At 73.1% G+C, this 20,197-nt stretch carries 21 protein-coding genes and 2 tRNA genes; 5 read left to right on the top strand and 18 right to left on the bottom strand.

Going from position 1 to position 20,197, the window contains the following annotated elements; translation table 11 throughout:
* Positions 1-62: 62 nt before the first annotated feature.
* The 11 genes from yajC to pgsA form a co-directional block, all read right to left on the bottom strand.
* The gene (gene yajC / locus V6D49_RS24620) at positions 63-536 is read right to left on the bottom strand and encodes a preprotein translocase subunit YajC (RefSeq protein ID WP_340563057.1); all 474 of its coding nucleotides are present in this window, start codon (positions 534-536) and stop codon (positions 63-65) included.
* A gap of 160 nt (positions 537-696) precedes the next feature.
* Positions 697-1,809 (bottom strand): Holliday junction branch migration DNA helicase RuvB, encoded by a 1,113-nt coding sequence (gene ruvB / locus V6D49_RS24615; protein ID WP_340563054.1) that lies wholly within the window; start codon positions 1,807-1,809, stop codon positions 697-699.
* 38 nt (positions 1,810-1,847) lie between these two features.
* Positions 1,848-2,477 carry a Holliday junction branch migration protein RuvA gene (ruvA, locus tag V6D49_RS24610; protein ID WP_340563051.1) on the bottom strand — a complete coding sequence of 210 codons (630 nt, stop codon included), beginning with the start codon at positions 2,475-2,477 and terminating at the stop codon, positions 1,848-1,850.
* The gene (gene ruvC / locus V6D49_RS24605; RefSeq protein ID WP_340564285.1) at positions 2,474-3,004 is read right to left on the bottom strand and encodes a crossover junction endodeoxyribonuclease RuvC; all 531 of its coding nucleotides are present in this window, start codon (positions 3,002-3,004) and stop codon (positions 2,474-2,476) included. Before ruvC ends, ruvA begins: the two co-directional genes overlap by 4 nt.
* A 149-nt stretch (positions 3,005-3,153) precedes the next feature.
* Complete coding sequence (locus V6D49_RS24600; protein WP_191208953.1) at positions 3,154-3,906, bottom strand: YebC/PmpR family DNA-binding transcriptional regulator; 753 nt, start codon at positions 3,904-3,906, stop codon at positions 3,154-3,156.
* A gap of 60 nt (positions 3,907-3,966) precedes the next feature.
* The gene (gene pdxT, locus V6D49_RS24595) at positions 3,967-4,557 is read right to left on the bottom strand and encodes a pyridoxal 5'-phosphate synthase glutaminase subunit PdxT (protein WP_340563049.1); all 591 of its coding nucleotides are present in this window, start codon (positions 4,555-4,557) and stop codon (positions 3,967-3,969) included.
* 116 nt (positions 4,558-4,673) lie between these two features.
* Positions 4,674-5,588 (bottom strand): pyridoxal 5'-phosphate synthase lyase subunit PdxS, encoded by a 915-nt coding sequence (pdxS, locus tag V6D49_RS24590; RefSeq protein ID WP_340563046.1) that lies wholly within the window; start codon positions 5,586-5,588, stop codon positions 4,674-4,676.
* Positions 5,589-5,902: 314 nt separating this feature from the next.
* The gene (locus tag V6D49_RS24585; RefSeq protein ID WP_340563044.1) at positions 5,903-6,469 is read right to left on the bottom strand and encodes a hypothetical protein; all 567 of its coding nucleotides are present in this window, start codon (positions 6,467-6,469) and stop codon (positions 5,903-5,905) included.
* Between the two features lie 21 nt (positions 6,470-6,490).
* Positions 6,491-7,639 carry a glycosyltransferase family 4 protein gene (locus V6D49_RS24580; RefSeq protein WP_340563041.1) on the bottom strand — a complete coding sequence of 383 codons (1,149 nt, stop codon included), beginning with the start codon at positions 7,637-7,639 and terminating at the stop codon, positions 6,491-6,493.
* On the bottom strand, positions 7,636-8,571 hold the full coding sequence (locus tag V6D49_RS24575) for a phosphatidylinositol mannoside acyltransferase (protein ID WP_340563039.1): 936 nt from the start codon (positions 8,569-8,571) through the stop codon (positions 7,636-7,638). The genes V6D49_RS24580 and V6D49_RS24575 overlap by 4 nt, the downstream gene beginning before the upstream one ends.
* The gene (pgsA, locus tag V6D49_RS24570) at positions 8,568-9,254 is read right to left on the bottom strand and encodes a phosphatidylinositol phosphate synthase (RefSeq protein ID WP_340563038.1); all 687 of its coding nucleotides are present in this window, start codon (positions 9,252-9,254) and stop codon (positions 8,568-8,570) included. The genes V6D49_RS24575 and pgsA overlap by 4 nt, the downstream gene beginning before the upstream one ends.
* A gap of 212 nt (positions 9,255-9,466) precedes the next feature.
* Here pgsA and V6D49_RS24565 point away from each other — a divergent pair, with 212 nt between their 5' ends.
* Positions 9,467-11,665, top strand: a complete 2,199-nt coding sequence (locus tag V6D49_RS24565; protein WP_340563037.1) for an elongation factor G-like protein EF-G2 — start codon at positions 9,467-9,469, stop codon at positions 11,663-11,665.
* A 96-nt stretch (positions 11,666-11,761) separates the two neighbouring features.
* Entirely contained in the window at positions 11,762-13,426 is a 1,665-nt protein-coding gene (locus tag V6D49_RS24560; protein ID WP_340563035.1) for a hypothetical protein, read from the top strand.
* A gap of 45 nt (positions 13,427-13,471) precedes the next feature.
* Here the strand turns inward: V6D49_RS24560 and V6D49_RS24555 are convergent, their stop codons facing one another.
* The 4 genes from V6D49_RS24555 to V6D49_RS24540 form a co-directional block, all read right to left on the bottom strand.
* Positions 13,472-14,032: an HIT family protein gene (locus V6D49_RS24555; protein ID WP_340563032.1), complete on the bottom strand. Its 561-nt coding sequence runs from the start codon at positions 14,030-14,032 to the stop codon at positions 13,472-13,474.
* 98 nt (positions 14,033-14,130) lie between these two features.
* The gene (thrS, locus tag V6D49_RS24550) at positions 14,131-16,110 is read right to left on the bottom strand and encodes a threonine--tRNA ligase (protein ID WP_340563030.1); all 1,980 of its coding nucleotides are present in this window, start codon (positions 16,108-16,110) and stop codon (positions 14,131-14,133) included.
* Positions 16,111-16,270: 160 nt separating this feature from the next.
* Positions 16,271-16,342 (bottom strand) — tRNA-Val (locus tag V6D49_RS24545).
* A 123-nt stretch (positions 16,343-16,465) separates the two neighbouring features.
* Positions 16,466-16,537: transfer RNA gene (locus V6D49_RS24540), tRNA-Val, on the bottom strand.
* A 263-nt stretch (positions 16,538-16,800) separates the two neighbouring features.
* Between V6D49_RS24540 and V6D49_RS24535 the strand changes: the two genes are divergently transcribed.
* Positions 16,801-17,214: an SsgA family sporulation/cell division regulator gene (locus V6D49_RS24535; RefSeq protein WP_191208944.1), complete on the top strand. Its 414-nt coding sequence runs from the start codon at positions 16,801-16,803 to the stop codon at positions 17,212-17,214.
* A 220-nt stretch (positions 17,215-17,434) separates the two neighbouring features.
* A complete protein-coding gene (locus V6D49_RS24530; RefSeq protein ID WP_340563029.1) occupies positions 17,435-17,995 on the top strand; it encodes a CGNR zinc finger domain-containing protein in 561 nt (186 codons plus the stop codon).
* 32 nt (positions 17,996-18,027) lie between these two features.
* On the opposite strand, the gene V6D49_RS24525 is transcribed toward V6D49_RS24530, so the two are convergent.
* Together V6D49_RS24525 and V6D49_RS24520 are read right to left on the bottom strand one after the other, a co-directional pair.
* Positions 18,028-18,216 (bottom strand): hypothetical protein, encoded by a 189-nt coding sequence (locus V6D49_RS24525; RefSeq protein ID WP_340563026.1) that lies wholly within the window; start codon positions 18,214-18,216, stop codon positions 18,028-18,030.
* 68 nt (positions 18,217-18,284) lie between these two features.
* Positions 18,285-18,740, bottom strand: coding sequence for a hypothetical protein (locus tag V6D49_RS24520; RefSeq protein ID WP_340563023.1), 456 nt, complete (start codon positions 18,738-18,740; stop codon positions 18,285-18,287).
* 69 nt (positions 18,741-18,809) lie between these two features.
* On the opposite strand from V6D49_RS24520, the gene V6D49_RS24515 reads away from it, so the two are divergent.
* Positions 18,810-19,319, top strand: coding sequence for a DsbA family protein (locus V6D49_RS24515; protein WP_340563020.1), 510 nt, complete (start codon positions 18,810-18,812; stop codon positions 19,317-19,319).
* Between the two features lie 33 nt (positions 19,320-19,352).
* Here V6D49_RS24515 and V6D49_RS24510 read toward each other — a convergent pair whose 3' ends face one another.
* Positions 19,353-20,183 carry a GNAT family N-acetyltransferase gene (locus V6D49_RS24510; protein WP_340563017.1) on the bottom strand — a complete coding sequence of 277 codons (831 nt, stop codon included), beginning with the start codon at positions 20,181-20,183 and terminating at the stop codon, positions 19,353-19,355.
* Positions 20,184-20,197: the final 14 nt, after the last annotated feature.

Raw genomic sequence — 20,197 nt, 5'->3', positions numbered from 1 at the left:
CGCGAAGTGGTGTGCGGAACGTGCGACGCCGCCGGACCGGCCAGGTCCGGCGGCGGGTGTGGCTACTTCTGGCCGTCGTCGCCGTCGCGCTTGGTCTCGTCCTTGGGCTCCCCGGCCTCGTCAGCGGCGTGGTCGGGGCCGCTCTCCTTGCCGAGGCCGATCTTTTCATCGGTGGTGGTCTCGGCGGAAGCCTCGTGAGCGGTCAGGGAGGAGGCGTCGTCCGGCACCACGGGTGCGTCCTCGTCCGCCTCGGGGGTGCCGTTCACGATGCGGTCGTACTCCTCGTCCTCAAGGACGGCCCCGACGGCGTTCTTCGCGTACAGAGTGTGCACACCGGGAGCGACCTCAAGGAGCACCGTGTCGTCGCCGACCTCCTTGACGCGGCCGTACATGCCGCCGATCGTGCGGACGCCCGTGCCCGGCTGCATCTGGTCACGCATCTGCATGGCCTGCTGCTGCTTCTTCTTGGCCGAGCGCGTCATCACGAACATGAAGCCGATCAGGATGACCAGGGGGAGGAGAAATGCGATATCCACGGCGGAAGAGTGTCCTTTGCAAGGCCGCGAACGACCTGGGGGGGTATGGATGGGTGCGCCGGCCGAAGGGGCGGCATCGGCGGAGTCTAGGCGAGGCCCCACCGGTGGAACAACGTCCAGCATGGCACCCGGGTTCCGGTCCTGACGAAATCCGAAGGTCTCATCCTTCGAACAATCCGCGCTGCCCGGACGGCGTCGCGGACGGCGGCACGGACCGCGGAGGCGTCAGTCCCAGGTGCTCCCAGGCCGCCGGGGTGGCCACGCGGCCCCGGGGTGTGCGGGCCAACAGACCCTCGCGGACCAGGAACGGCTCGGCCACCTCTTCGACGGTCTCCCGCTCCTCCCCCACCGCCACGGCCAGGGTGGAGACGCCGACCGGGCCGCCGCCGAACAGCTTGAGCAGGGCCTGGAGGACCGAGCGGTCCAGCCGGTCCAGCCCGCGATCGTCGACCTCGTACACCGCGAGGGCCTGCCGGGCGATCTCCCGGGTGACGAAGCCGTCGGCCTTGACCTGCGCGTAGTCGCGCACCCGGCGCAGCAGGCGGTTCGCGATGCGGGGGGTGCCCCGGGAACGCGAGGCGATCTCGGCCGCGCCCGGGGCGTCCGTCTCCACCTCCAGCAGCCGGGCGGAGCGGTGGACCACGCGCTCCAACTCGGCCGGCTCGTAGAACTCCATGTGCGCGGTGAAGCCGAAGCGGTCCCGCAACGGGGGCGGGAGCAGCCCGGCCCGCGTCGTGGCCCCGACCAGGGTGAACGGCGGGAGTTCGAGCGGGATGGCGGTGGCGCCCGGCCCCTTGCCGACGACGACGTCGACCCGGAAGTCCTCCATCGCCATGTAGAGCATCTCCTCGGCGGGCCGGGACATCCGGTGGATCTCGTCGAGGAAGAGGACCTCGCCCTCCTGGAGGGAGGAGAGGATCGCGGCGAGGTCGCCCGCGTGCTGGATGGCGGGCCCGGAGGTGATGCGGATGGGGGCGCCCATCTCAGCCGCGATGATCATGGAAAGGGTCGTCTTGCCCAGGCCGGGGGCGCCGGAGAGCAGGACGTGGTCGGCCGTGGCACCACGCTGCCGGGCGGCCGTGAGCACCAGGTCGAGCTGCTCGCGCACGGTGGGCTGGCCGACGAACTCGGCGAGCGACCTGGGCCGCAGCGCCGCTTCGACGGCGCTGTCCTCGGAGTCGGCGCCCGCCCCCACCAGGCGGTCGGACGCGTGCGGATGGGCGTCACCGGCCGGGTCGGCGGGCGGCTCTGCGCGGTGGTCGTCCCAGGTCATGCTCGTAGCTCTCTCCTGTGGCCTCGGCGCCGGGCGCGTCAGCGGGTGCGGTTGAGGGTCTGGAGTGCGGCCCGCAGCAGCCGTGCGACCTGCGGCTGCGCGCCGTCGGCCGCCTGTTCCTCGGCGAGCGGGGCGACGGCGGCCACGGCCTCGTCCGCCTCCCGCGCGGCGTAGCCGAGGCCGAGCAGCGCACTGTGCAGCTGGTCGCTCCACGGGCTCGGAGCGCCGGCCGCCGGGCCCGCCGGCGGCCCGGCCGGGCCGCCCACCGGTGCGCCGAGCCGGTCCTTCAGCTCCAGCAGCAGTTTCTGCGCGCCCTTCTTCCCGATGCCGGGCACGGCGGTCAGGGCCTTCTCGTCCCCGGCGGCCACGGCGCGCCGCAGGGTGTCGGGCCGGTGGACCGCGAGCATGGCCTGCGCGAGGCGGGGACCGACGCCGCTGGCGGTCTGGAGCAGCTCGAAGACCTGCCGTTCGTCGTCCTCCGCGAAGCCGTAGAGCGTGAGGCTGTCCTCCCGCACGACCAGCGACGTCGCCAGCCGGGCCGGTTCGCCGACGCGCAGCCCGGCGAGGGTCGCGGGGGTGCACTGGAGTGCCATGCCGACACCGCCGACCTCGACGACGGCGCTGTCGGGGGCCAGCGCGGCCACGGAACCCTGGACGAACGCGATCATCGGACGGGGCCTTTCGCGGAGTGCAGGCGCCGGGCCTGCTGGAGGCGGGTGAGCGCGGGGGCGCGCCAGATGTGGCAGATGGCGAGGGCGAGGGCGTCCGCCGCGTCGGCCGGACGGGGCGGCGCGTCCAGCCGCAGCAGCCGCGTCACCATCGCGGCGACCTGCGCCTTGTCGGCGCGTCCGCTGCCGGTGACGGCCGCCTTCACCTCGCTGGGTGTGTGCAGGGCGACGGGCAGCCCGCGCCGCGCGGCGCACAGCAGGGCGACGGCACTGGCCTGCGCGGTGCCCATGACCGTGCGCACGTTGTGCTGGCTGAAGACCCGCTCCACCGCGACGGCCTCGGGCCGGTGCTCGTCCAGCCACTCCTCGATGCCGCGCTCGATGCCGACGAGCCGCTGCGGCACCTCGGCGTCGGCCGGTGTGCGCACGACGCCGACGGCGACCATCCGCAGCGGACGGCCCGCCGTCCCGTCCACGACGCCCACGCCGCAGCGGGTGAGCCCCGGGTCCACCCCGAGCACGCGCAACGCGCCCACTCCCCTTCCGGTCCTGCCCGTCGATCTTCGGACACCTGCCCGGCAGCGTAGCGGCCGGTACCGACAGCGCGACGGGCCGCACCGGAGTGTCGCTCCCTCCGGTGCGGCCCGTCGCGCCGCCGCTGCTCCCGCCGGGCGGATCAGGCGTCGACCTTGGCCATGACCTCGTCCGGGACGTCGAAGTTGGCGAAGACGTTCTGGACGTCGTCGCTGTCCTCCAGGGCGTCGATGAGCTTGAAGATCTTCTTCGCGCCCTCCTCGTCCAGCTCCACCTGCATGGTGGGGACGAAGTTGGCGTCGGCCGAGTCGTAGTCGATGCCGGCCTCTTGGAGGGCGGTGCGGACGGCGACGAGGTCGGTCGCCTCGCTGAGCACCTCGAAGGACTCGCCGAGGTCGTTGACCTCCTCGACGCCGGCGTCGAGCACCGCGCCGAGCACGTCGTCCTCGGTCAGCTCGGCCTTGGGGACGATCACGACGCCCTTGCGGTGGAAGAGGTAGGCGACGGAGCCCGGGTCGGCCATCGAGCCGCCGTTGCGGGTCATCGCGACGCGGACGTCGGAGGCGGCGCGGTTGCGGTTGTCCGTCAGGCACTCGATCAGCACGGCGACGCCGTTGGGTCCGTAGCCCTCGTACATGATCGTCTCGTAGTCGGCGCCACCGGCCTCAAGACCCGCGCCGCGCTTGACCGCGCTGTCGATGTTCTTGTTGGGGACCGACTGCTTCTTCGCCTTCTGGATGGCGTCGTAGAGCGTGGGGTTGCCGTCCGGGTCGGCGCCGCCCATCCGGGCCGCGACCTCGATGTTCTTGATCAGCTTGGCGAAGAGCTTGCCGCGCTTGGCATCGATCACGGCCTTCTTGTGCTTGGTGGTTGCCCACTTACTGTGGCCGGACACAGCCTTGCTCCTTCACAGTCACCAACGGATGTACAACGCGCCGATCCTACCGCCGTCGCGTCAACGCTCGGCGCGCACCATCGCGGTGAACAGCTCGTGCACCCGGTGGTCGCCGGTCAGTTCGGGGTGGAACGAGGTGGCCAGCAGGTTGCCCTGGCGGACGGCGACGGGGTGCCCGTCGATCGCGGCCAGCGTCTCCACCCGCGCACCGGTGGACTCCACCCACGGCGCCCGGATGAACACGCCCTGCACCGGACCGCCCTCGATACCCGTCACCTCCAGCGCGGCCTCGAAGGACTCGTTCTGCCGGCCGAACGCGTTCCGGCGGACGATCATGTCGATGCCGCCGACGGTCTCCTGGCCGGAGCGCGGATCGAGGATCTTGTCCGCCAGCATGATCATGCCCGCGCAGGAGCCGTAGGCGGGCATCCCCGCCCGGACCCGCTCGCGCAGGGGCTCCAGCAGGCCGAAGATCCCGGCCAGCTTGGAGATGGTGGTGGACTCGCCGCCGGGTATGACCAGGCCGTCGACGGCGGCGAGCTCCTCGGGGCGCCGAACGGCGCACGCCGTCGCGCCCGCGCCCTCCAGCGCGGCGAGGTGCTCACGGACGTCGCCCTGGAGGGCCAGGACACCGATGAGGGTGTTGCTCACGGGGTACCTCTCACAACGTGTGGCGGGCGGCCCGGGCCGCGTGGGCCCGGGCCGCCCGGTCACGGGACGGCTGTCACGACGCGGCCGTCACGACGCCGTCGTCACGACGCGGTCATTCACCAGCCGCGGCCGGCGTAGCGCTCCGACTCGGGAAGGGTGTCGCAGTTGATGCCGACCATGGCCTCGCCCAGGTTGCGGGAGGCGTCGGCGATGATCTTCGGGTCGTCGTAGAAGGTGGTGGCCTTCACGATCGCGGCGGCGCGCTTGGCCGGGTCGCCGGACTTGAAGATGCCGGAGCCGACGAAGACGCCCTCGGCGCCGAGCTGGCGCATCAGCGCGGCGTCGGCGGGGGTGGCGACACCACCGGCGGAGAAGAGCACGACGGGCAGCTTGCCCAGCTCCGCCACCTCGGCGACGAGCTCGTAGGGCGCGCGCAGCTCCTTGGCGGCGGCGTACAGCTCGTGGTTGTCCAGGCCCTTCAGCCGGGCGATCTCACCCTTGATCTGGCGCATGTGCCGCACGGCCTCGACGACGTTGCCGGTGCCGGCCTCGCCCTTGGAGCGGACCATGGCCGCGCCCTCGGCGATCCGACGCAGGGCCTCACCGAGGTTGGTGGCGCCGCAGACGAAGGGCGTGGTGAAGGCGAACTTGTCGCTGTGGTTGACCTCGTCGGCCGGGGTGAGGACCTCGGACTCGTCGATGTAGTCGACGCCGAGGGCCTGCAGGACCTGGGCCTCCACGAAGTGGCCGATGCGCGACTTCGCCATGACCGGGATGGAGACGGCGTCGATGATGCCCTCGATCATGTCCGGGTCGGACATGCGGGCCACGCCGCCGTCCTTGCGGATGTCGGCGGGGACACGCTCCAGGGCCATGACCGCGACAGCACCGGCGTCCTCGGCGATCTTCGCCTGCTCGGGCGTGACCACGTCCATGATCACGCCGCCCTTCAGCTGCTCGGCCATGCCGCGCTTGACGCGCGCGGTGCCGGTCTCGGGGCCGGTGGATGTGCTGGGAGACGTGCTGGACACGGTTGACCTCACTCGACGGTACGACGACAGGAACTGCACGGGCTCGGCCGACGACGGCCGTCACGGCCGCGCCGGTCGGGCCGCTGGAACGGACCCGCGCCGGCGGCACGGACGGTGCGGACGGCGCTGAAGCGCTGCGGCGCTGTGTGACGGACGACGGCCGGCGGCCGCCGGAACCATCGTAGGCCCGTTCGGTTCGCCGCCCGCCCGGCCGTCAGGTCCACTTCGTGGCCGAGCGTGCTCCACGATTGATAAAAGCCCGCCGGGGGCCCGTCGGGAAAGGGCCAATCCGGGGGCAGTGGCCCGCTTCGGCCTCAGTGGCCCGGGCCGTTGCCGTTCGCGCGGTCCACCAGGGCCTCCGGCGGGCCGTCGTCCATCTCGAACGCCAGCGGGAACGGGGCGTGCCCGGCGAGCCGCAGCCAGCGCACCGTGCGGTGGCGGCGCAGGGCGCGCGCCGCGCGGACGGCGTCGTTGTGGAAGCGCCGTGCCATCGGCACCCGGCGCACGGCGGCGGCCAGCTCGTCGGCGGACTCCTCTCCGCCGGGCGCGGCGCGGACGGCCTCCACCTGTTCCGCGTCGGCGAAGACGGCGCGCAGCGCCTGGGTCAGCTCGCTCTCGGCCATCTCCCGCTGCTCCTCGGCCGCGAGCCGGGCGTCATGGGCGCTCTGGTAGAGGAGCATCGAGGCGGCCGGGTCGAAGACGCCGGCGGTGGCGATCTCCTGGGCGACCGAGGCCCGGCGCAGCAGTTGGGCGTCGAGGGCGGCCCGGGCGGCGTCGATGCGGGCGTGCAGCCGGTCCAGCCGGCCGGCCGTCCAGCTCAGGTACAGGCCGACGAGCACCAGCGCGACGGTGGTCCAGATGATCCAGGCGAGAGCAGTCACGACCGCTCACCCTACTGGGGGTCAGCCGCGCAGCCGGAAGGTGCGGGACCGGTCGTCGGCCGCGACGGCGCCGGCGCCCTCGGTCACGGTCTCGTAGACGGCCAGGATGTCCGACCCGACCGTGGACCAGTCGAAGCGGCGCACGTGCCGGCCCGCCCGCTCGGTCAGGTGCTTGCGCCGCAGGGGGTCGGCCAGGAGCCGCACGGCCGCCGCCGCCAGGGCGTCCGCGTCCTCGTTCGCGAAGACCTCACCGGCCCGGCCGCCGTCCAGCACCTGCACGAACGCGTCCAGGTCGCTGGCGAGCACCGGGGCCCCGGCGGACATCGCCTCGACCAGGATGATGCCGAAGCTCTCCCCACCGGTGTTGGGGGCGACGTAGACGTCGACGCTGCGCAGCAGGCGCGCCTTGTCCTCGTCGCTGACCATGCCGAGGAACTCCACCCGCTCACGCATCGCCACCGGCAGCGAGGCGACGGCCTCCTTCTCGTCGCCGCGCCCGGCGACGAGCAGCCGGGCCTGCGGGCGCGCCGCCAGGACGGCGGGCAGGGCGCGCATCAGCACCGGCAGCCCCTTGCGCGGCTCGTCGATGCGGCCGATGAAGCCGATCGTGTCGCCCTGCCACTCCGGCTTGGGCTCCGCGTCGGCGAAGAACCCGACGTCGACGCCGTTGGGGATGACGACGGCGTCCCCGCCGAGGTGCTCCACGAGGGTGCGCCGCGCGTACTCGCTGACGGCGATGCGGGCGCTGATCTTCTCCAGCGCCGGCTGGAGTATCGGGTAGGCGGCGATCATCGCCCGCGAGCGCGGGTTGGAGGTGTGGAACGTGCCGACGATCGGGCCCCGGGCCGCCCAGCACGCCAGCAGGGCGAGCGAGGGGGCGGCGGGCTCGTGGATGTGCAGGACCTCGAAGTCGCCGTCGGCGAGCCAGCGGCGCACCCGGGCGGCGGACAGCAGCCCGAAGTTGAGCCGGGCCACCGAGCCGTTGTAGGGCACCGGGACGGCGCGCCCGGCGGAGACGACGTAGGGCGGCAGCGGGGTCTCGTCGTCGGCGGGCGCGAGCACCGACACCTCGTGTCCGAGACGGATCAGGTGCTCGGCCAGGTCGCGGATGTGGAACTGCACGCCGCCGGGGACGTCCCAGGAGTACGGGCAGACGATGCCGATCCTCACCGGCGCTCCGTTCCCGGGCGTGCGCCCGTACCGTCGGGCAGGTCGCGCGGGGGCAGGTCGGCGAGCCACAGCCGCTGCAGCATGTGCCAGTCCTCGGGGTGGGCGGCGATGCCCTCGGCGAAGGCGTCGGCGAGGTCCTGGGTCATCACGGCGGCCCGCTCCTTGCGCGTGCCGCTCTCCGGCACCCTGATCGCGGGGTGCACCCGGCAGCGCAGCACGGGGGTGTCGTCGAACCACAGGCTGACCGGCAGCAGGAGCGCGCCCGTCTGCTGGGCGAGCAGGGCCGGCCCGGCGGGCATCCGGGTCCGCTCGCCGAAGAACGTCACCTCGACACCGGACGCGGACAGGTCGCGGTCGGCGACGAGGGCGACGACGCCGCCCGCCCGCAGCCGCCGGGCGAGGACGCCGAAGGGCGTGCCGCCGTCGTGCGGCAGCACCTCCATGCCGAGGGACTCGCGGTAGGCGACGAACCGGTCGTAGAGGGACTCGGGCTTCAGCCGCTCGGCGACGGTCGTCAGCCGCATCCCGAGGTGGGTGGTGGCGTAGGCGCCGGCGAGGTCCCAGTTGCCCAGGTGCGGCAGGGCGAGCACGACGCCCTGGCCGCGCTCCTGGGGCTCCGTCAGCCGGTGCACGTCCTCGATCGTCACCCCGGCGGCGATGCGCTCCCGGCTCCACGCCGGCAGCCGGAAGGACTCCATCCAGTAGCGCAGGTAGGAGCGCATACCGGCCCGGGACAGCTCGGCCAGCCGCTCCGGGGAGGCGTCCGGCACCACGCGCGCCAGGTTCGCCTCCAGCTGCCGCACGCCCTGCCCGCGCCGCTTCCAGGCGGTGTCCGCGACGCGGCGCCCGAGCCGGACGGCGACGCCCTCCGGAAGTCGTTTGACGGCCGTCCAGCCGAGTCCGTAGAGCCCGTCGGCGAGTCGTTCCCTCATGCGGGGTTCCCCCTCCCCCGGTCGGTGCCGTTCGCCGGGGCCGCGGCGTCGGCGGCGTCGGCCTCCGCGGCCTCGCGGCGCACGGTCACCACGCGCTGCACCAGCGTGACGAGGCTGCCCACGGCGACGATCCACAGGGCGGCGGGCAGCAGGACGTCGATGTGCGGCACCCCGAACCCGGCCAGCCCCGCGAGGCCGGTGAGGACGAGGGTGATGACGAGGCGTTCGGCCCGCTCGACGAGACCGTTGACGTTCACCGGAAGGCCGATGCTCTCGCCGCGTGCCTTGGTGTAGGAGACGACCTGGCCGCTGGCGAGGCAGAAGATCGCCAGCGCGCACAGCAGGACGCTGTCCCCCTTCCCGGCGAACCACAGCGCCAGGCCGCCGAAGACGGCGGCGTCGGCCACCCGGTCGAGGGTGGAGTCCAGGAAGGCCCCCCAGCGGCTGCTGCGGCCGAGCTGCCGGGCCATGTTGCCGTCGACGAGGTCGGAGAAGACGAACAACGTGATGGTGACGACGCCCCAGAAGAACTCCCCGAGCGGGAAGAAGACCAGCGCACCGGCCACGACGCCGCCCGTGCCGACGAGGGTGACGGTGTCCGGACTCACCCCCCAGCGCAGCAGGAGCGCGGCGAACGGGGTGAGGACACGCGTGAAGAACGCACGCGCGTACTTGTTCAGCATGGTCGTCCCGGAGGTCGATGCGGTCCGGCGGCCTCTCCTGCCACCGGCCGCCCCATCGTAGCCAGCGCCCGGGCCCCGGCCGCGCACGGATCACCCCTCGGTACCCGGCGGTAGGCCGACGGGCGGGCCGGTGCCGTATGGACGGGCCCGGGCGCCGGTGCGAAGCTCGAAACGGCACGCTGCCGACCTTCGAGCGCAAGAGGCGGGACGTCATGGGCGACAAGGCGCACACACCCCCGGGGTCCGCCGGCAGGGCGACGGCTCCCGAGCACCCCGGTGCCCTGCGCAACGTGGTGCTCGTCGGGCCGAGCGGAGCCGGGAAGACGACCCTGGTCGAGGCGCTGGCCCTGGCCACGGGTGCCGTGCAGCGCGCCGGCCGGGTGGAGGACGGCGCCGCCCTGTCCGACCACGACGCGATCGAGCAGCGCCGGCACCGCTCGGTGCAGCTCTCCCTGGTGCCCCTGGAGTGGGACGGCGTCCGGATCAACCTGCTCGACACGCCCGGATACGCCGACTTCGTCGGGGAGCTGCGGGCCGGGCTGCGGGCGGCGGACGCGGCGCTCTTCGTGGTGTCGGCCGCCGACGGGGTGGACGTCCCCACGCGGGCGATCTGGGCGGAGTGCGCGGCGGTGGGGATGCCCCGGGCCATCGTCGTCACCCATCTGGACGCGTCCCGGTCCGACTTCGGTGACATGACGCGGCAGTGCCGGGAGGCGTTCGGCGGCGACGACCCCGACGCCGTCCTGCCGCTGTACCTGCCGGTGCACGGCACGCCCGGGGCGGACGGGCACGCCCCGGTGACCGGGCTGATCGGGCTGCTGTCGCAACGGGTGTACGCGTACGGTGACGGTCGGCGCGACGAGCGGGGGCCGACGGACGCGGAGCGCCCCCGGATCGAGGAGGCACGCGGCCAGCTGATCGAGGGCATCATCGCCGAGAGCGAGGACGAGACCCTCATGGACCGCTACCTCGGCGGCGAGGAGGTGGACCTCGGGACGCTCGTGCGCGATCTGGAGAAGGCCGTGGCGCGCGGCGTCTTCCACCCGGTCCTGGCCGCCGCTCCCGCACCGCCCGGCGCCCGGCACGGGCTCGGCACACTGGAACTGCTGGAGCTGGTCACCGGGGGCTTCCCCACCCCCGCCGAGCACCCACCGCCGGAGGTGACCGGCCCGGACGGGGCCGCGCGCCCGCCGCTGTCCTGCGACCCGGACGGTCCGCTGGCCGCCGAGGTCGTGAAGACCTCCTCCGACCCGTACGTCGGGAAGATCTCCCTGGTGCGCGTCTTCTCCGGCACGCTGCGGCCGGACACGACGGTGCACGTCTCCGGGCACGGCCTCGCCGACCGGGGCCACGAGGACCACGACGTCGAGGAACGGGTGGGCGCCCTGACGTCCCCCTTCGGCAAGCAGCAGCGGCCGCTGAGCCACGCCGTCGCCGGGGACCTGGCCTGCGTGGCGAAGCTGTCCCGGGCCGAGACCGGGGACACGCTCTCCGGCCGCCGGGACCCGCTCCTCATGCGGCCGTGGGAGCTGCCCGACCCGCTGCTGCCCGTCGCCGTCCGGGCCCACGGCAGGGCGGACGAGGACAAGCTGTCCCAGGGGCTCGCCCGGCTCGTCGCGGAGGACCCGACGATGCGGCTGGAGCACAACGCCGCCACGCGCCAGGTGGTGCTGTGGTGCCTGGGCGAGGCGCACCGGGACGTGGCGCTGGAGCGGCTGCGCACCCGCTACGGGGTGCGGGTGGACACCGAGCCGCACCGCGTCGCGCTGCGGGAGACCTTCGCGGCGCCGGCGACGGGGCGCGGGCGGCACGTCAAGCAGTCGGGCGGGCACGGACAGTTCGCGATCTGCGAGCTCCGCGTCGAGCCGCTGCCGGCCGGCTCGGGCCTGGAGTTCGCCGACGAGGTGGTGGGGGGCGCGGTGCCGCGCCAGTTCGTCCCGTCGGTGGAGAAGGGCGTCCGGAGCCAGGCGGCGCGCGGGGTGGTGACCGGGAACCCGCTGGTGGACGTGCGGGTCACGTTGCTGGACGGCAAGGCGCACTCGGTCGACTCCTCCGACGCCGCGTTCCAGACGGCCGGGGCCCTCGCGCTGCGGGAGGCCGCCGCGGCGGCCTCCGTCCTCCTGCTGGAGCCCTTCGCGGAGCTGACGATCGAGGTGCCGGACGACCATGTGGGCGCCGTGCTGAGCGACCTGGCGGGACGGCGCGGCCGGGTCCTCGGCACCGAGCAGAGCGCCGGCACCATGACGCGCGTCCGGGCGGAGGTGCCCGAACTGGAGCTCAGCCGCTACGCCGTCGACCTGCGGTCCCTCTCGCACGGCGGCGGGCGGTTCACCCGCGCCCATGTCCGCCACGAGCCGATGCCGCCGCCGGTGGCGACCCGGTTCCGGGAAGGCGCGGCGAACGCGGCCTGATCACCGATACGCTGACACTCCGACAGATGTTTCGCGGCCCGCCTCGGTGGGGATCGGGCCCAGTGGCCCGACGCGCGGACAGGAGTGGGGGCAGGTGTGGCAGGCTTCGACGACCGCAAGCTGGGCGTGGAGGTGGACTTCAGCCTGGGGGCGCAGGTCCCGCTGAGCGGTGACACCGGTCAGACGGCGGCCACCTACGCGCTCGCCTCGGCGGCCTACCGCGACGGCCCGGTGAAGCCGCTCGTCGAGGCCAACGAGGCGACCAGCGTGAAGGCGCCCAAGCTCTCGCTGTTCGAGCCGAACCTGGGTGAGGCGTTCTCGCGCGCGGTGCGGGTGCGGATGCTCGGCGGCGGTCGCAAGCCGCTCGTGCAGTCCTTCGGGACGGACGCGCGCGTCGTCGTCGACCACTGCCTGGCCGCGACCCGCATCCGCAGGGCCCGCGACGCGAAGCTGACGCTCGTGATGGCCCTGTTCGGGCTGCTGTTCCTGCCGGGCGTCCTGCTGTGGCTGGCCGGGTTCCAGCTCCGCCGGACCATGGCGGGCGCGCAGAACCGGCGCGCCGGGGCCCTCGGCGTGGTGGCGCTGCTGGCGCTGGCCGCCCTCGTGCTGGTGGTGGCCGTGGCGCTGCCGGTCGGCGGCATCCTGGGGCTGTACCTGCTGGCCATGCTCGTCGCCCCGGTGGTCGGCTGGCTGTGGGCGAAACGGATCTGCGAGAACTACGCGAAGGACCTGCGCGGCTTCTGGTCGTCGCTCCTGGGCGGCGGGGTCGGGGCCCGTATCCCCGAAGCGGTCCCGCAGGACCCGAACGACAAGGAGGCGGAGAAGCTGCGGCAGGCGCTGACGAAGGTCGCGGCCGAGCAGAGCAGCAACGTCGTCTTCTACGCCGGGCCCAAGGGCATACTCGGCATGGGCACGCGCTGGGGCAGCTGGCAGCTGGCCGAGGACCTCCGGCCCGCCGAGGGCGTGGACGACATCAACCCGTTCCGCAGCTGGGACGTCGTGCGGGCCATCGAGGACCGGCTGCGGATGCTGGAGCGGACGCCGCTGCACACCGGCGGCTTCCCCAAGCCGTCGATACGGCACTGGGTCGTCGCCCCCGTCGGCGAGGGCGCGAAGGAGGTGGCCCGGCCGGACGGCCAGGAGGTGGAGTCCTTCCAGGTGAAGGACTTCGAGATCCAGCGGATCTGCAACGAGCAGCAGTTCGGCAGCGGGAACCGCCACTACCTGGGCGTGCAGTTCGTGCTGTGGGACGGCCAGCTCGTCCTGACGATGATGATCAGCGTGACCGTGCTCCACCACACGCTGCGGATCGAGGTCACCGGCCACGCGCTCGGCCCGGTGCACCCGCTGTTCACCACGAAGCCGTCGCCGAAGGAGAAGGAGGTGGCCAAGCACGTCAGGTTCTGGGAGACGAAGACGGTGCCGCTGCCCCTGGTGGAGACGGCGGAGGTGGTGCGGCTGACCGCCCGGGCACCGCTGACCTGGTTCCCGCCCGTGCTCGACTTCCTGGGCGGCAAGCTGGCCCTGCCCGAGCCGTTCGGACTGCGGCACACCTGGGCCAACCAGCCCTGGCGGCACCGCTTCATGGCGGACGACGCCCTGCGCGCCGCCACACCCGTCCTGCGGGTGGTGCACGCGGCGGCGATCAAGGTCCTGGAGGACAACGGCGTGGACACCGAGAAGTTCGGCAGCCGCTCCACGTTCCTGAGCGGCGCGGTCCAGGCACACACGCCGACGAACGCCGACGAGTACGGCCTCTGAGCCCCGGGCGGCGGCCCGGGTGCCGGGCCGCCGGGGGCGGGGGCGTCAAGAGGTCGGCCACGCCTCGGCGATCATGTTCCGCGTGTCGGCGAGCAGTTGCGGCAGCACCCTCGTGTGCCCCACGACGGGCATGAAGTTCGTGTCGCCGCCCCAGCGCGGGACGACGTGCTGGTGCAGGTGGGCGGCGATCCCCGCCCCGGCCACGGCGCCCTGGTTCAGGCCGATGTTGAACCCCTGGGCCCCGGACGCCACACGCAGCGCGGTCATCGCCCGCTTGGTGAACTCCGCGAGCTCCAGGGTCTCGGCGGCCGTCAGGTCCGTGTAGTCCGCGACGTGCCGGTAGGGGACGGACATGCAGTGGCCGCCGGTGTACGGGTAGAGGTTGAGCACCGCGTAGACGTGCTCGCCACGGGCGAGGACGAGTCCGTCCTCGTCGCTCTTCTCCGGAATGTGGCAGAACGGGCAGCCGTCGGCGGGTCCCGGCCCGGACGGCTTGTTCTCGCCCTGGATGTACGCCATGCGGTGCGGCGTCCACAGACGCTGGAACGCGTCCGGCGCCCCGACCCCGATCTGCTGTTCCGGCTCGCTGCTCATGCGGGCCAGCATATGGCGTGCTCCCCCGGCGGCGTGTGGTCGGGGGAGCGCCGAGGAGCCGGGCCTCCGCACCGCGCGGGTGCGGGGCCCGGGCGCGGGCGTGCGGCGGGTCAGACCTGCGCGCGTTCGGCGACGGCGAGGGCGATCTCCGCGAGGGCCTCGTCCTGCGGGATGCCGTTCTTCTGCGAGCCGTCCCGGTAGCGGAAGCTCACGGCACCGTTCGCGACGTCCTCGTCACCGGCGATGACCATGAAGGGGATCTTGGCCTTCTGGGCGTTGCGGATCTTCTTCTGCATCCGGTCCGAGGAGGAGTCGACCTCCATCCGCAGCCCGCGCTTCTTCGCCTGGGCGGCGAACTCCTCCAGGTAGGGCACGTGGCCGTCGCCGATCGGGATGCCGACGGCCTGCACGGGGGCGAGCCAGGCGGGGAACGCCCCGGCGTAGTGCTCCAGCAGCACCGCGAAGAACCGTTCGATGGAACCGAACAGCGCGCGGTGGATCATCACCGGCCGCTGCCGGGAGCCGTCCGCCGCCGTGTACTCCAGCTCGAAGCGCTTGGGCTGCTGGAAGTCCACCTGGATCGTGGACATCTGCCAGCTGCGGCCGAGGGCGTCCCGGGCCTGGACGGAGATCTTCGGCCCGTAGTACGCGGCGCCGCCCGGGTCCATGACGAGGGCGAGGCCCTGCTTGTCGGCCGCCGCGCGCAGGGCGGCGGTGGCCTCCTCCCACTCCTCGGGCTCGCCGATGAACTTCTCGGAGTCGTCGCGGGTGGACAGCTCCAGCTCGAAGTCGCCGAGGCCGTAGTCGCGGAGCAGGTCCAGGACGAAGGTGAGGAGGCCGTCCAGCTCGCCCGGCATCTGCTCGGTGGTGCAGTAGATGTGCGAGTCGTCCTGGGTGAAGCCGCGCGCCCGGGTCAGGCCGTGCACGACGCCGGACTTCTCGTAGCGGTACACGGTGCCGAACTCGAACAGCCGGAGCGGCAGCTCCCGGTAGGACCGCCCGCGCGCCTTGAAGATCAGGTTGTGCATGGGGCAGTTCATCGCCTTGAGGCGGTAGTTCTGCCCCTCGAACTCCACGGGCGGGAACATCGACTCGGCGTAGTTGGGCAGGTGCCCGGAGGTCTCGAAGAGGCCCTCCTTGCTGATGTGCGGCGTGTTGACGAACTCGTAGTCCGACTCCTCGTGCCGCTTGCGCGAGTAGTCCTCCATGACGCGGCGCACGATGCCGCCCTTGGGGTGGAAGACCGCGAGCCCGGAGCCCAGCTCCTCCGGCACCGAGAAGAGGTCCAGCTCGGCGCCGAGCTTGCGGTGGTCGCGCTTCTCGGCCTCCGCGAGGAACTCCAGGTACGCCTTCAGCTCGTCCTTGGACGGCCAGGCGGTGCCGTAGATGCGCTGGAGCTGCTTGTTCTTCTCACTCCCCCGCCAGTACGCGGCGGCCGAGCGCATGAGCTTGAAGGCCGGGACGAGGCGGGTGGTGGGCAGGTGCGGGCCCCGGCAGAGGTCCTTCCAGCACAGCTCGCCCGTCTTGGCGTCCAGGTTGTCGTAGATGGTGAGCTCACCGGCGCCGACCTCGGCGGAGGCCCCCTCGGCGGCCTCGGCGGCCGCGCCCTTGAGCCCGATCAGCTCAAGTTTGTAGGGCTCCCCGGCCAGCTCCGCACGGGCGTCCTCGTCGGTGGTGACGCGCCGGGAGAAGCGCTGACCGCGCTTGATGATCTCCTGCATCTTCTTCTCGACGCGCTTGAGGTCCTCGGGCTGGAAGGGGTGCTCGACGTCGAAGTCGTAGTAGAAGCCGTCCTTGATGGGCGGGCCGATGCCGAGCTTGGCCTCCGGGAAGAGCTCCTGAACGGCCTGCGCCATGACGTGCGCGGTGGAGTGCCGCAGGATGTCCAGGCCGTCGGGGCTGGAGAGCTCCACGGGCTCGACGACGTCGCCGTCCGCCGGCACGTGGGCGAGGTCCTTCAGCTGTCCGCCGACGCGCACGGCGACGACGGAGCGCTGCCCCTCGAAGAGTGCGGCGGCCGTCGTGCCCGTGGTCACCACGCGCTCTTCCCGCTCGGAATCGCGTTGGACGGTCACGCGGACATCGGACACCGGATCTCTCCTTTGGCTCTGCGGGGCCTGCCCGGGCGGACGCCGGGGGCAGGCCCGAATCGTACCGAGCCGCCGGGTGGGGACGCGAAGTGGTTCCGGGGCCGGCGGGGGCCCGGACGCACGAAAGCCGGTCCGTCTCGGACGGACCGGCTTGCCGGAGTGGGCGATACTGGGCTCGAACCAGTGACCTCTTCGGTGTGAACGAAGCGCTCTTCCGCTGAGCTAATCGCCCCCGGTGCTCTGCGGCACGGAGAGAACCATACAGGCGCCGCGAGACTTCCACCAAACCGTACGGCGCCGTACGGGCCGACACCACGGGCCCGGAAGCGTGGTGCTCCCGGGCCCGGGCAGGCGGTGGGCGATACTGGGTTCGAACCAGTGACCTCTTCGGTGTGAACGAAGCGCTCTTCCGCTGAGCTAATCGCCCGCGCTGCGGCGCCAACATTACCCCATGTCAGTGGCCCGGATGACCATGGACGACCACGGGCCGGGACCGGTCTGGCGAACCCCCGGGACCGCCCCCTCCACTCACTGGGATGGACGAATGGCGCGAACCACCAATCCGCTGTACGAATGACATGAAGCGGCACAAAACGGTCAGAGGGGTTTACAACCGGCCGGTAGGTGGCATGTCGATTGCGCCGACGTGCGAACCCCCGAGCGCACACTGAGCGAAAGGCCCTGGCGCTTATGAACACCACGGTCAGCTGCGAGCTGCACCTGCGCCTCGTTGTATCGAGCGAGTCCTCCCTGCCTGTTCCCGCGGGCCTGCGGTATGACACGGCCGACCCCTACGCCGTGCATGCGACCTTCCACACCGGCGCCGAGGAGACCGTCGAGTGGGTTTTCGCCCGCGATCTCCTCGCCGAGGGCCTGCACCGGCCCACCGGTACGGGAGACGTCCGTGTCTGGCCCTCCCGAAGCCACGGGCAGGGCGTCGTCTGCATCGCCCTCAGTTCCCCGGAGGGCGAAGCCCTGCTGGAAGCGCCCGCGCGGGCGCTGGAGTCGTTCCTGAAGCGGACCGACGCCGCCGTCCCTCCCGGCACCGAACACCGTCACTTCGACCTCGACACGGAGCTCTCCCAGATCCTCGCGGAGAGCTGAGGCCCCCGACTCCGTGCCGTCCGACTCGGGGCGACGGCGCGGACCGCTCCACCGCGCGGAACACCGATGCCGCCGCCGCAGCTGCCTGTGGCGGCGGCATCGGCGTGTCCACGACCAGCTAGAGTCTCCGGTCAATGACGCTCAGGAACCGTCGCGAGGCGGTCCGGCGATGACGGACGATGGGTACAGACGTGTACACCGGCCTGGGGAGCGACCGACCGTGCTGATCAACCACGACACCCGGCACGCGCTCGACGTGGTCGTCGACCTGCTCAACACCGCGCCGGACTCCGGCTCGCCCGACACGCTGCGTGACGTGGAGGAACTGCGTGCCTACGTGCGGCGCAACCATTTCAGCGGCGTGGAGGCGCTGACCGGCGAGGACGTGGCGGCGGTGCGCCGCGTACGGGACCAGCTCGGCCGGATCTTCGCCGCCGACGACGTGCGGACCGCCTCCGAACTGGTCAACGCACTGGTCGCCGAGGCGGGCACCACCCCGCAGCTCACCGACCACGACGGCCACGACTGGCACGTGCACTACTTCGCGCCGGGCGCCTCCGTCGCCGACCACCTCGCGGCGGACGGCGGGATGGCGCTGGGCTTCCTGCTCGTCGCCGGTGAGCGCGAGCGGCTGCGCCGGTGCGCCGCCCCCGACTGCGGACGCGCCTTCATCGACCTCTCGCGCAACCGCTCCCGGCGCTACTGCGACAGCCGCACCTGCGGCAACCGGCTCCACGTGGCCGCCTACCGGGCCCGGCAGCGGGAGGCCGCCGGAAGCTGAGCCGGGCCGGTCCCACCGGGCCGGGGCGGGCGTCAGAGGACGAAGAGGTCGTGCACGGCGGTGATCAGCAGCAGGGCTCCGATCACGGCCAGGAAGAGCATGAGCGGCGGTTGGGAGAGGGCGAACAGGCAGCCGCGCGGCTCGGGGTCCGGGGGCGGGGCGGCCGGCTCGGAAGGGTTCGGCGGGGCAGGCGGTGCGGAGTGGGGCGGGAAGTACGGCATCTCGCCGCGATGATCGCCCAGGGTCGCCCCCGCGGGGCCTCAACACGCCCGAGAGGACCGACAGTTCGTCAGATCCCGTGTTTCTTGAGGATCTCCTCGATGTCCGAGAAGTCGTCGCCGCCTCCCTGCGACGGGGTCCGCCCGCCCGGCTTGCGGCCCTCGACCGGAGCCGCCGCACGGCCGGACCCGGCGGCCGGGGCCCCACCGGCGGCCTCGGGGGCCCGGCCCCGGCGCGCGGAACGGCCGCCGGCGACGTGGGCCACCACGTACAGCACCACCGACACGGCCAGGACACCGAAGCCGATCCACACACCCGGATCCAGGACGAGGTCCGCCGCCCACGAGCCGATGGACCGGGCGACGTCCCCGAACATGCCGAGCAGCCCGGACAGGGCCAGCCCGATCGGCAGGAGGGAGATCGCCGCGATCCGGGTGGCGGCGACGAAGCGGCGGCGCCAGGCGGTCAGGAACGACACGGCCAGCCCGGCTGCGGAGAGTGCGGCGCACACGGTGACGGTCAGCATGTCTCCATCCTGCACCCGACCCCGCCCTCCGCGGGACCTCGGGCCCGGCCCGGCTGACAGACTGTCCGCATGACAGACACCCCGGCCGCCGTCGCCGTCCTCGACGCCTGGATCGATCTCCAGTGCCCCGACTGCCACACCGCCCTCGGCGACGTCGACCGGCTGCGGGAGCGCTACGGGCAGCGGCTGGACATCCGGTTCCGGCACTTCCCCCTCGCGAAGAACCGGCACGCGTACGCGGCGGCGCAGGCGGCCGAGGAGGCCTACGCGCAGGGGCGCGGGGAGGAGTACGTCCGGGCGCTGCTGGCCCGGACGGCCGAGCTGCGCGGGCGCGGGGAGCCGGTGCTGCTGGAGGTGGCCAAGGAGACCGGCGTCGACGCCGAGGAGATCGACACGGCGCTCATCGACGGCCGCCACCTGCTCACGGTCGACGCCGACCAGGCCGAGGGCAAGGCACTGGGCGTGACCGGCACGCCCACCTACGTCATCGACGGGCGGCGGCTCGACGGCGGCCGAAGCCAGGAGGGCCTGCGCGAGCGGATCGAGGAGACCGCCGACCGGCTGCTGGGGCGCGGCTGAGGCACGGCTGCCGCGGCCAGGCAGCCGGGCGGGCTAGAGGAGCTGCTTCGCGTAGTGGTGGTGCGTCGCGCGGTAGCCGAGTGAGGTGTAGAGGCCGAGGGCGGTGGTGTTGGCCGTGAAGACGTTCAGGGTCAGCACGGGGACGCCCGCGGCCAGGCACTCCCGTTCCGCGACGCGCAGCAGCGTACGGCCGTGGCCCTTCCCCCGGTGCCCCGGCTCCACCCGGACCGTGTACAGGTAGGCGCCCGCGCCGGTGGGTCCGTCCGGGGCGAGCCACAGCGTGCCCACGTCGACCCCGTCGTGCGCGAGGACGCGCAGGACGGAGCCCGGCGTGCGCGGGCCGTCGGGCAGGTACGCCGCGTGGTCGTGGTCGGCCTTGGCGGCCGCCTCGGCCGCGTCGAGTCCCTCCCGGGCCCAGGTGCGGGCGTAGCGGGCCTTCTCCGCGCTCTGCCAGGCCGCGAAATCCTCCTCCGACATGCGGCGGTCGACGCTGCCCGGGGGCAGGGCCGGCGGGGGGGCGGTCAGCTCCTTGGCCAGATGCCGGTTGCTCTCGTGGTACCCGAGCGACGCGGCGAGCCGCCGTGCGGGCTCGGCGTCGGCGGGCAGCTCGGTGCGGACGCGGCGGCAGCCCTGGCCGCGCAGGATCTCCTCGGCGGCCAGGACGGCGACGGTGGCCCGGCCCCGGCGCCGCTCGGCGGGGTCGACGGTGAGCTCGCGGACGAAGCCGGTGGCGAGCGGCGGCGGGGCGGTGGCGAGCCGGACGCCGCCGACCGGGCGGCCGTTCACGCAGACGGCATAGGTGCGGGATCGGCCGCCGTCGGCCGCCTGCGTCTCGGCCCCGGTCGGGCGCAGCGTGGTGGTCATCGCAGATTTCTACC

Source organism: Streptomyces sp. GSL17-111 (assembly GCF_037911585.1).
Taxonomy (GTDB): domain Bacteria; phylum Actinomycetota; class Actinomycetes; order Streptomycetales; family Streptomycetaceae; genus Streptomyces.
Note: the sequence above shows the minus strand (reverse complement) of the source record. Positions and strands in the feature narration are given on the sequence as shown.

Coding starts and splice junctions, on each gene's coding strand:
- ruvB (WP_340563054.1), bottom strand. CDS start 1,809: ATGACCTGGGACGACCACCGCGCAGAGCCGCCCGCCGACCCGGCCGGT.
- ruvA (WP_340563051.1), bottom strand. CDS start 2,477: ATGATCGCGTTCGTCCAGGGTTCCGTGGCCGCGCTGGCCCCCGACAGC.
- V6D49_RS24575 (WP_340563039.1), bottom strand. CDS start 8,571: ATGAGGGAACGACTCGCCGACGGGCTCTACGGACTCGGCTGGACGGCC.
- pgsA (WP_340563038.1), bottom strand. CDS start 9,254: ATGCTGAACAAGTACGCGCGTGCGTTCTTCACGCGTGTCCTCACCCCG.
- V6D49_RS24565 (WP_340563037.1), top strand. CDS start 9,467: ATGGGCGACAAGGCGCACACACCCCCGGGGTCCGCCGGCAGGGCGACG.
- V6D49_RS24555 (WP_340563032.1), bottom strand. CDS start 14,032: ATGCTGGCCCGCATGAGCAGCGAGCCGGAACAGCAGATCGGGGTCGGG.
- V6D49_RS24535 (WP_191208944.1), top strand. CDS start 16,801: ATGAACACCACGGTCAGCTGCGAGCTGCACCTGCGCCTCGTTGTATCG.
- V6D49_RS24525 (WP_340563026.1), bottom strand. CDS start 18,216: ATGCCGTACTTCCCGCCCCACTCCGCACCGCCTGCCCCGCCGAACCCT.
- V6D49_RS24520 (WP_340563023.1), bottom strand. CDS start 18,740: ATGCTGACCGTCACCGTGTGCGCCGCACTCTCCGCAGCCGGGCTGGCC.
- V6D49_RS24515 (WP_340563020.1), top strand. CDS start 18,810: ATGACAGACACCCCGGCCGCCGTCGCCGTCCTCGACGCCTGGATCGAT.
- V6D49_RS24510 (WP_340563017.1), bottom strand. CDS start 20,183: ATGACCACCACGCTGCGCCCGACCGGGGCCGAGACGCAGGCGGCCGAC.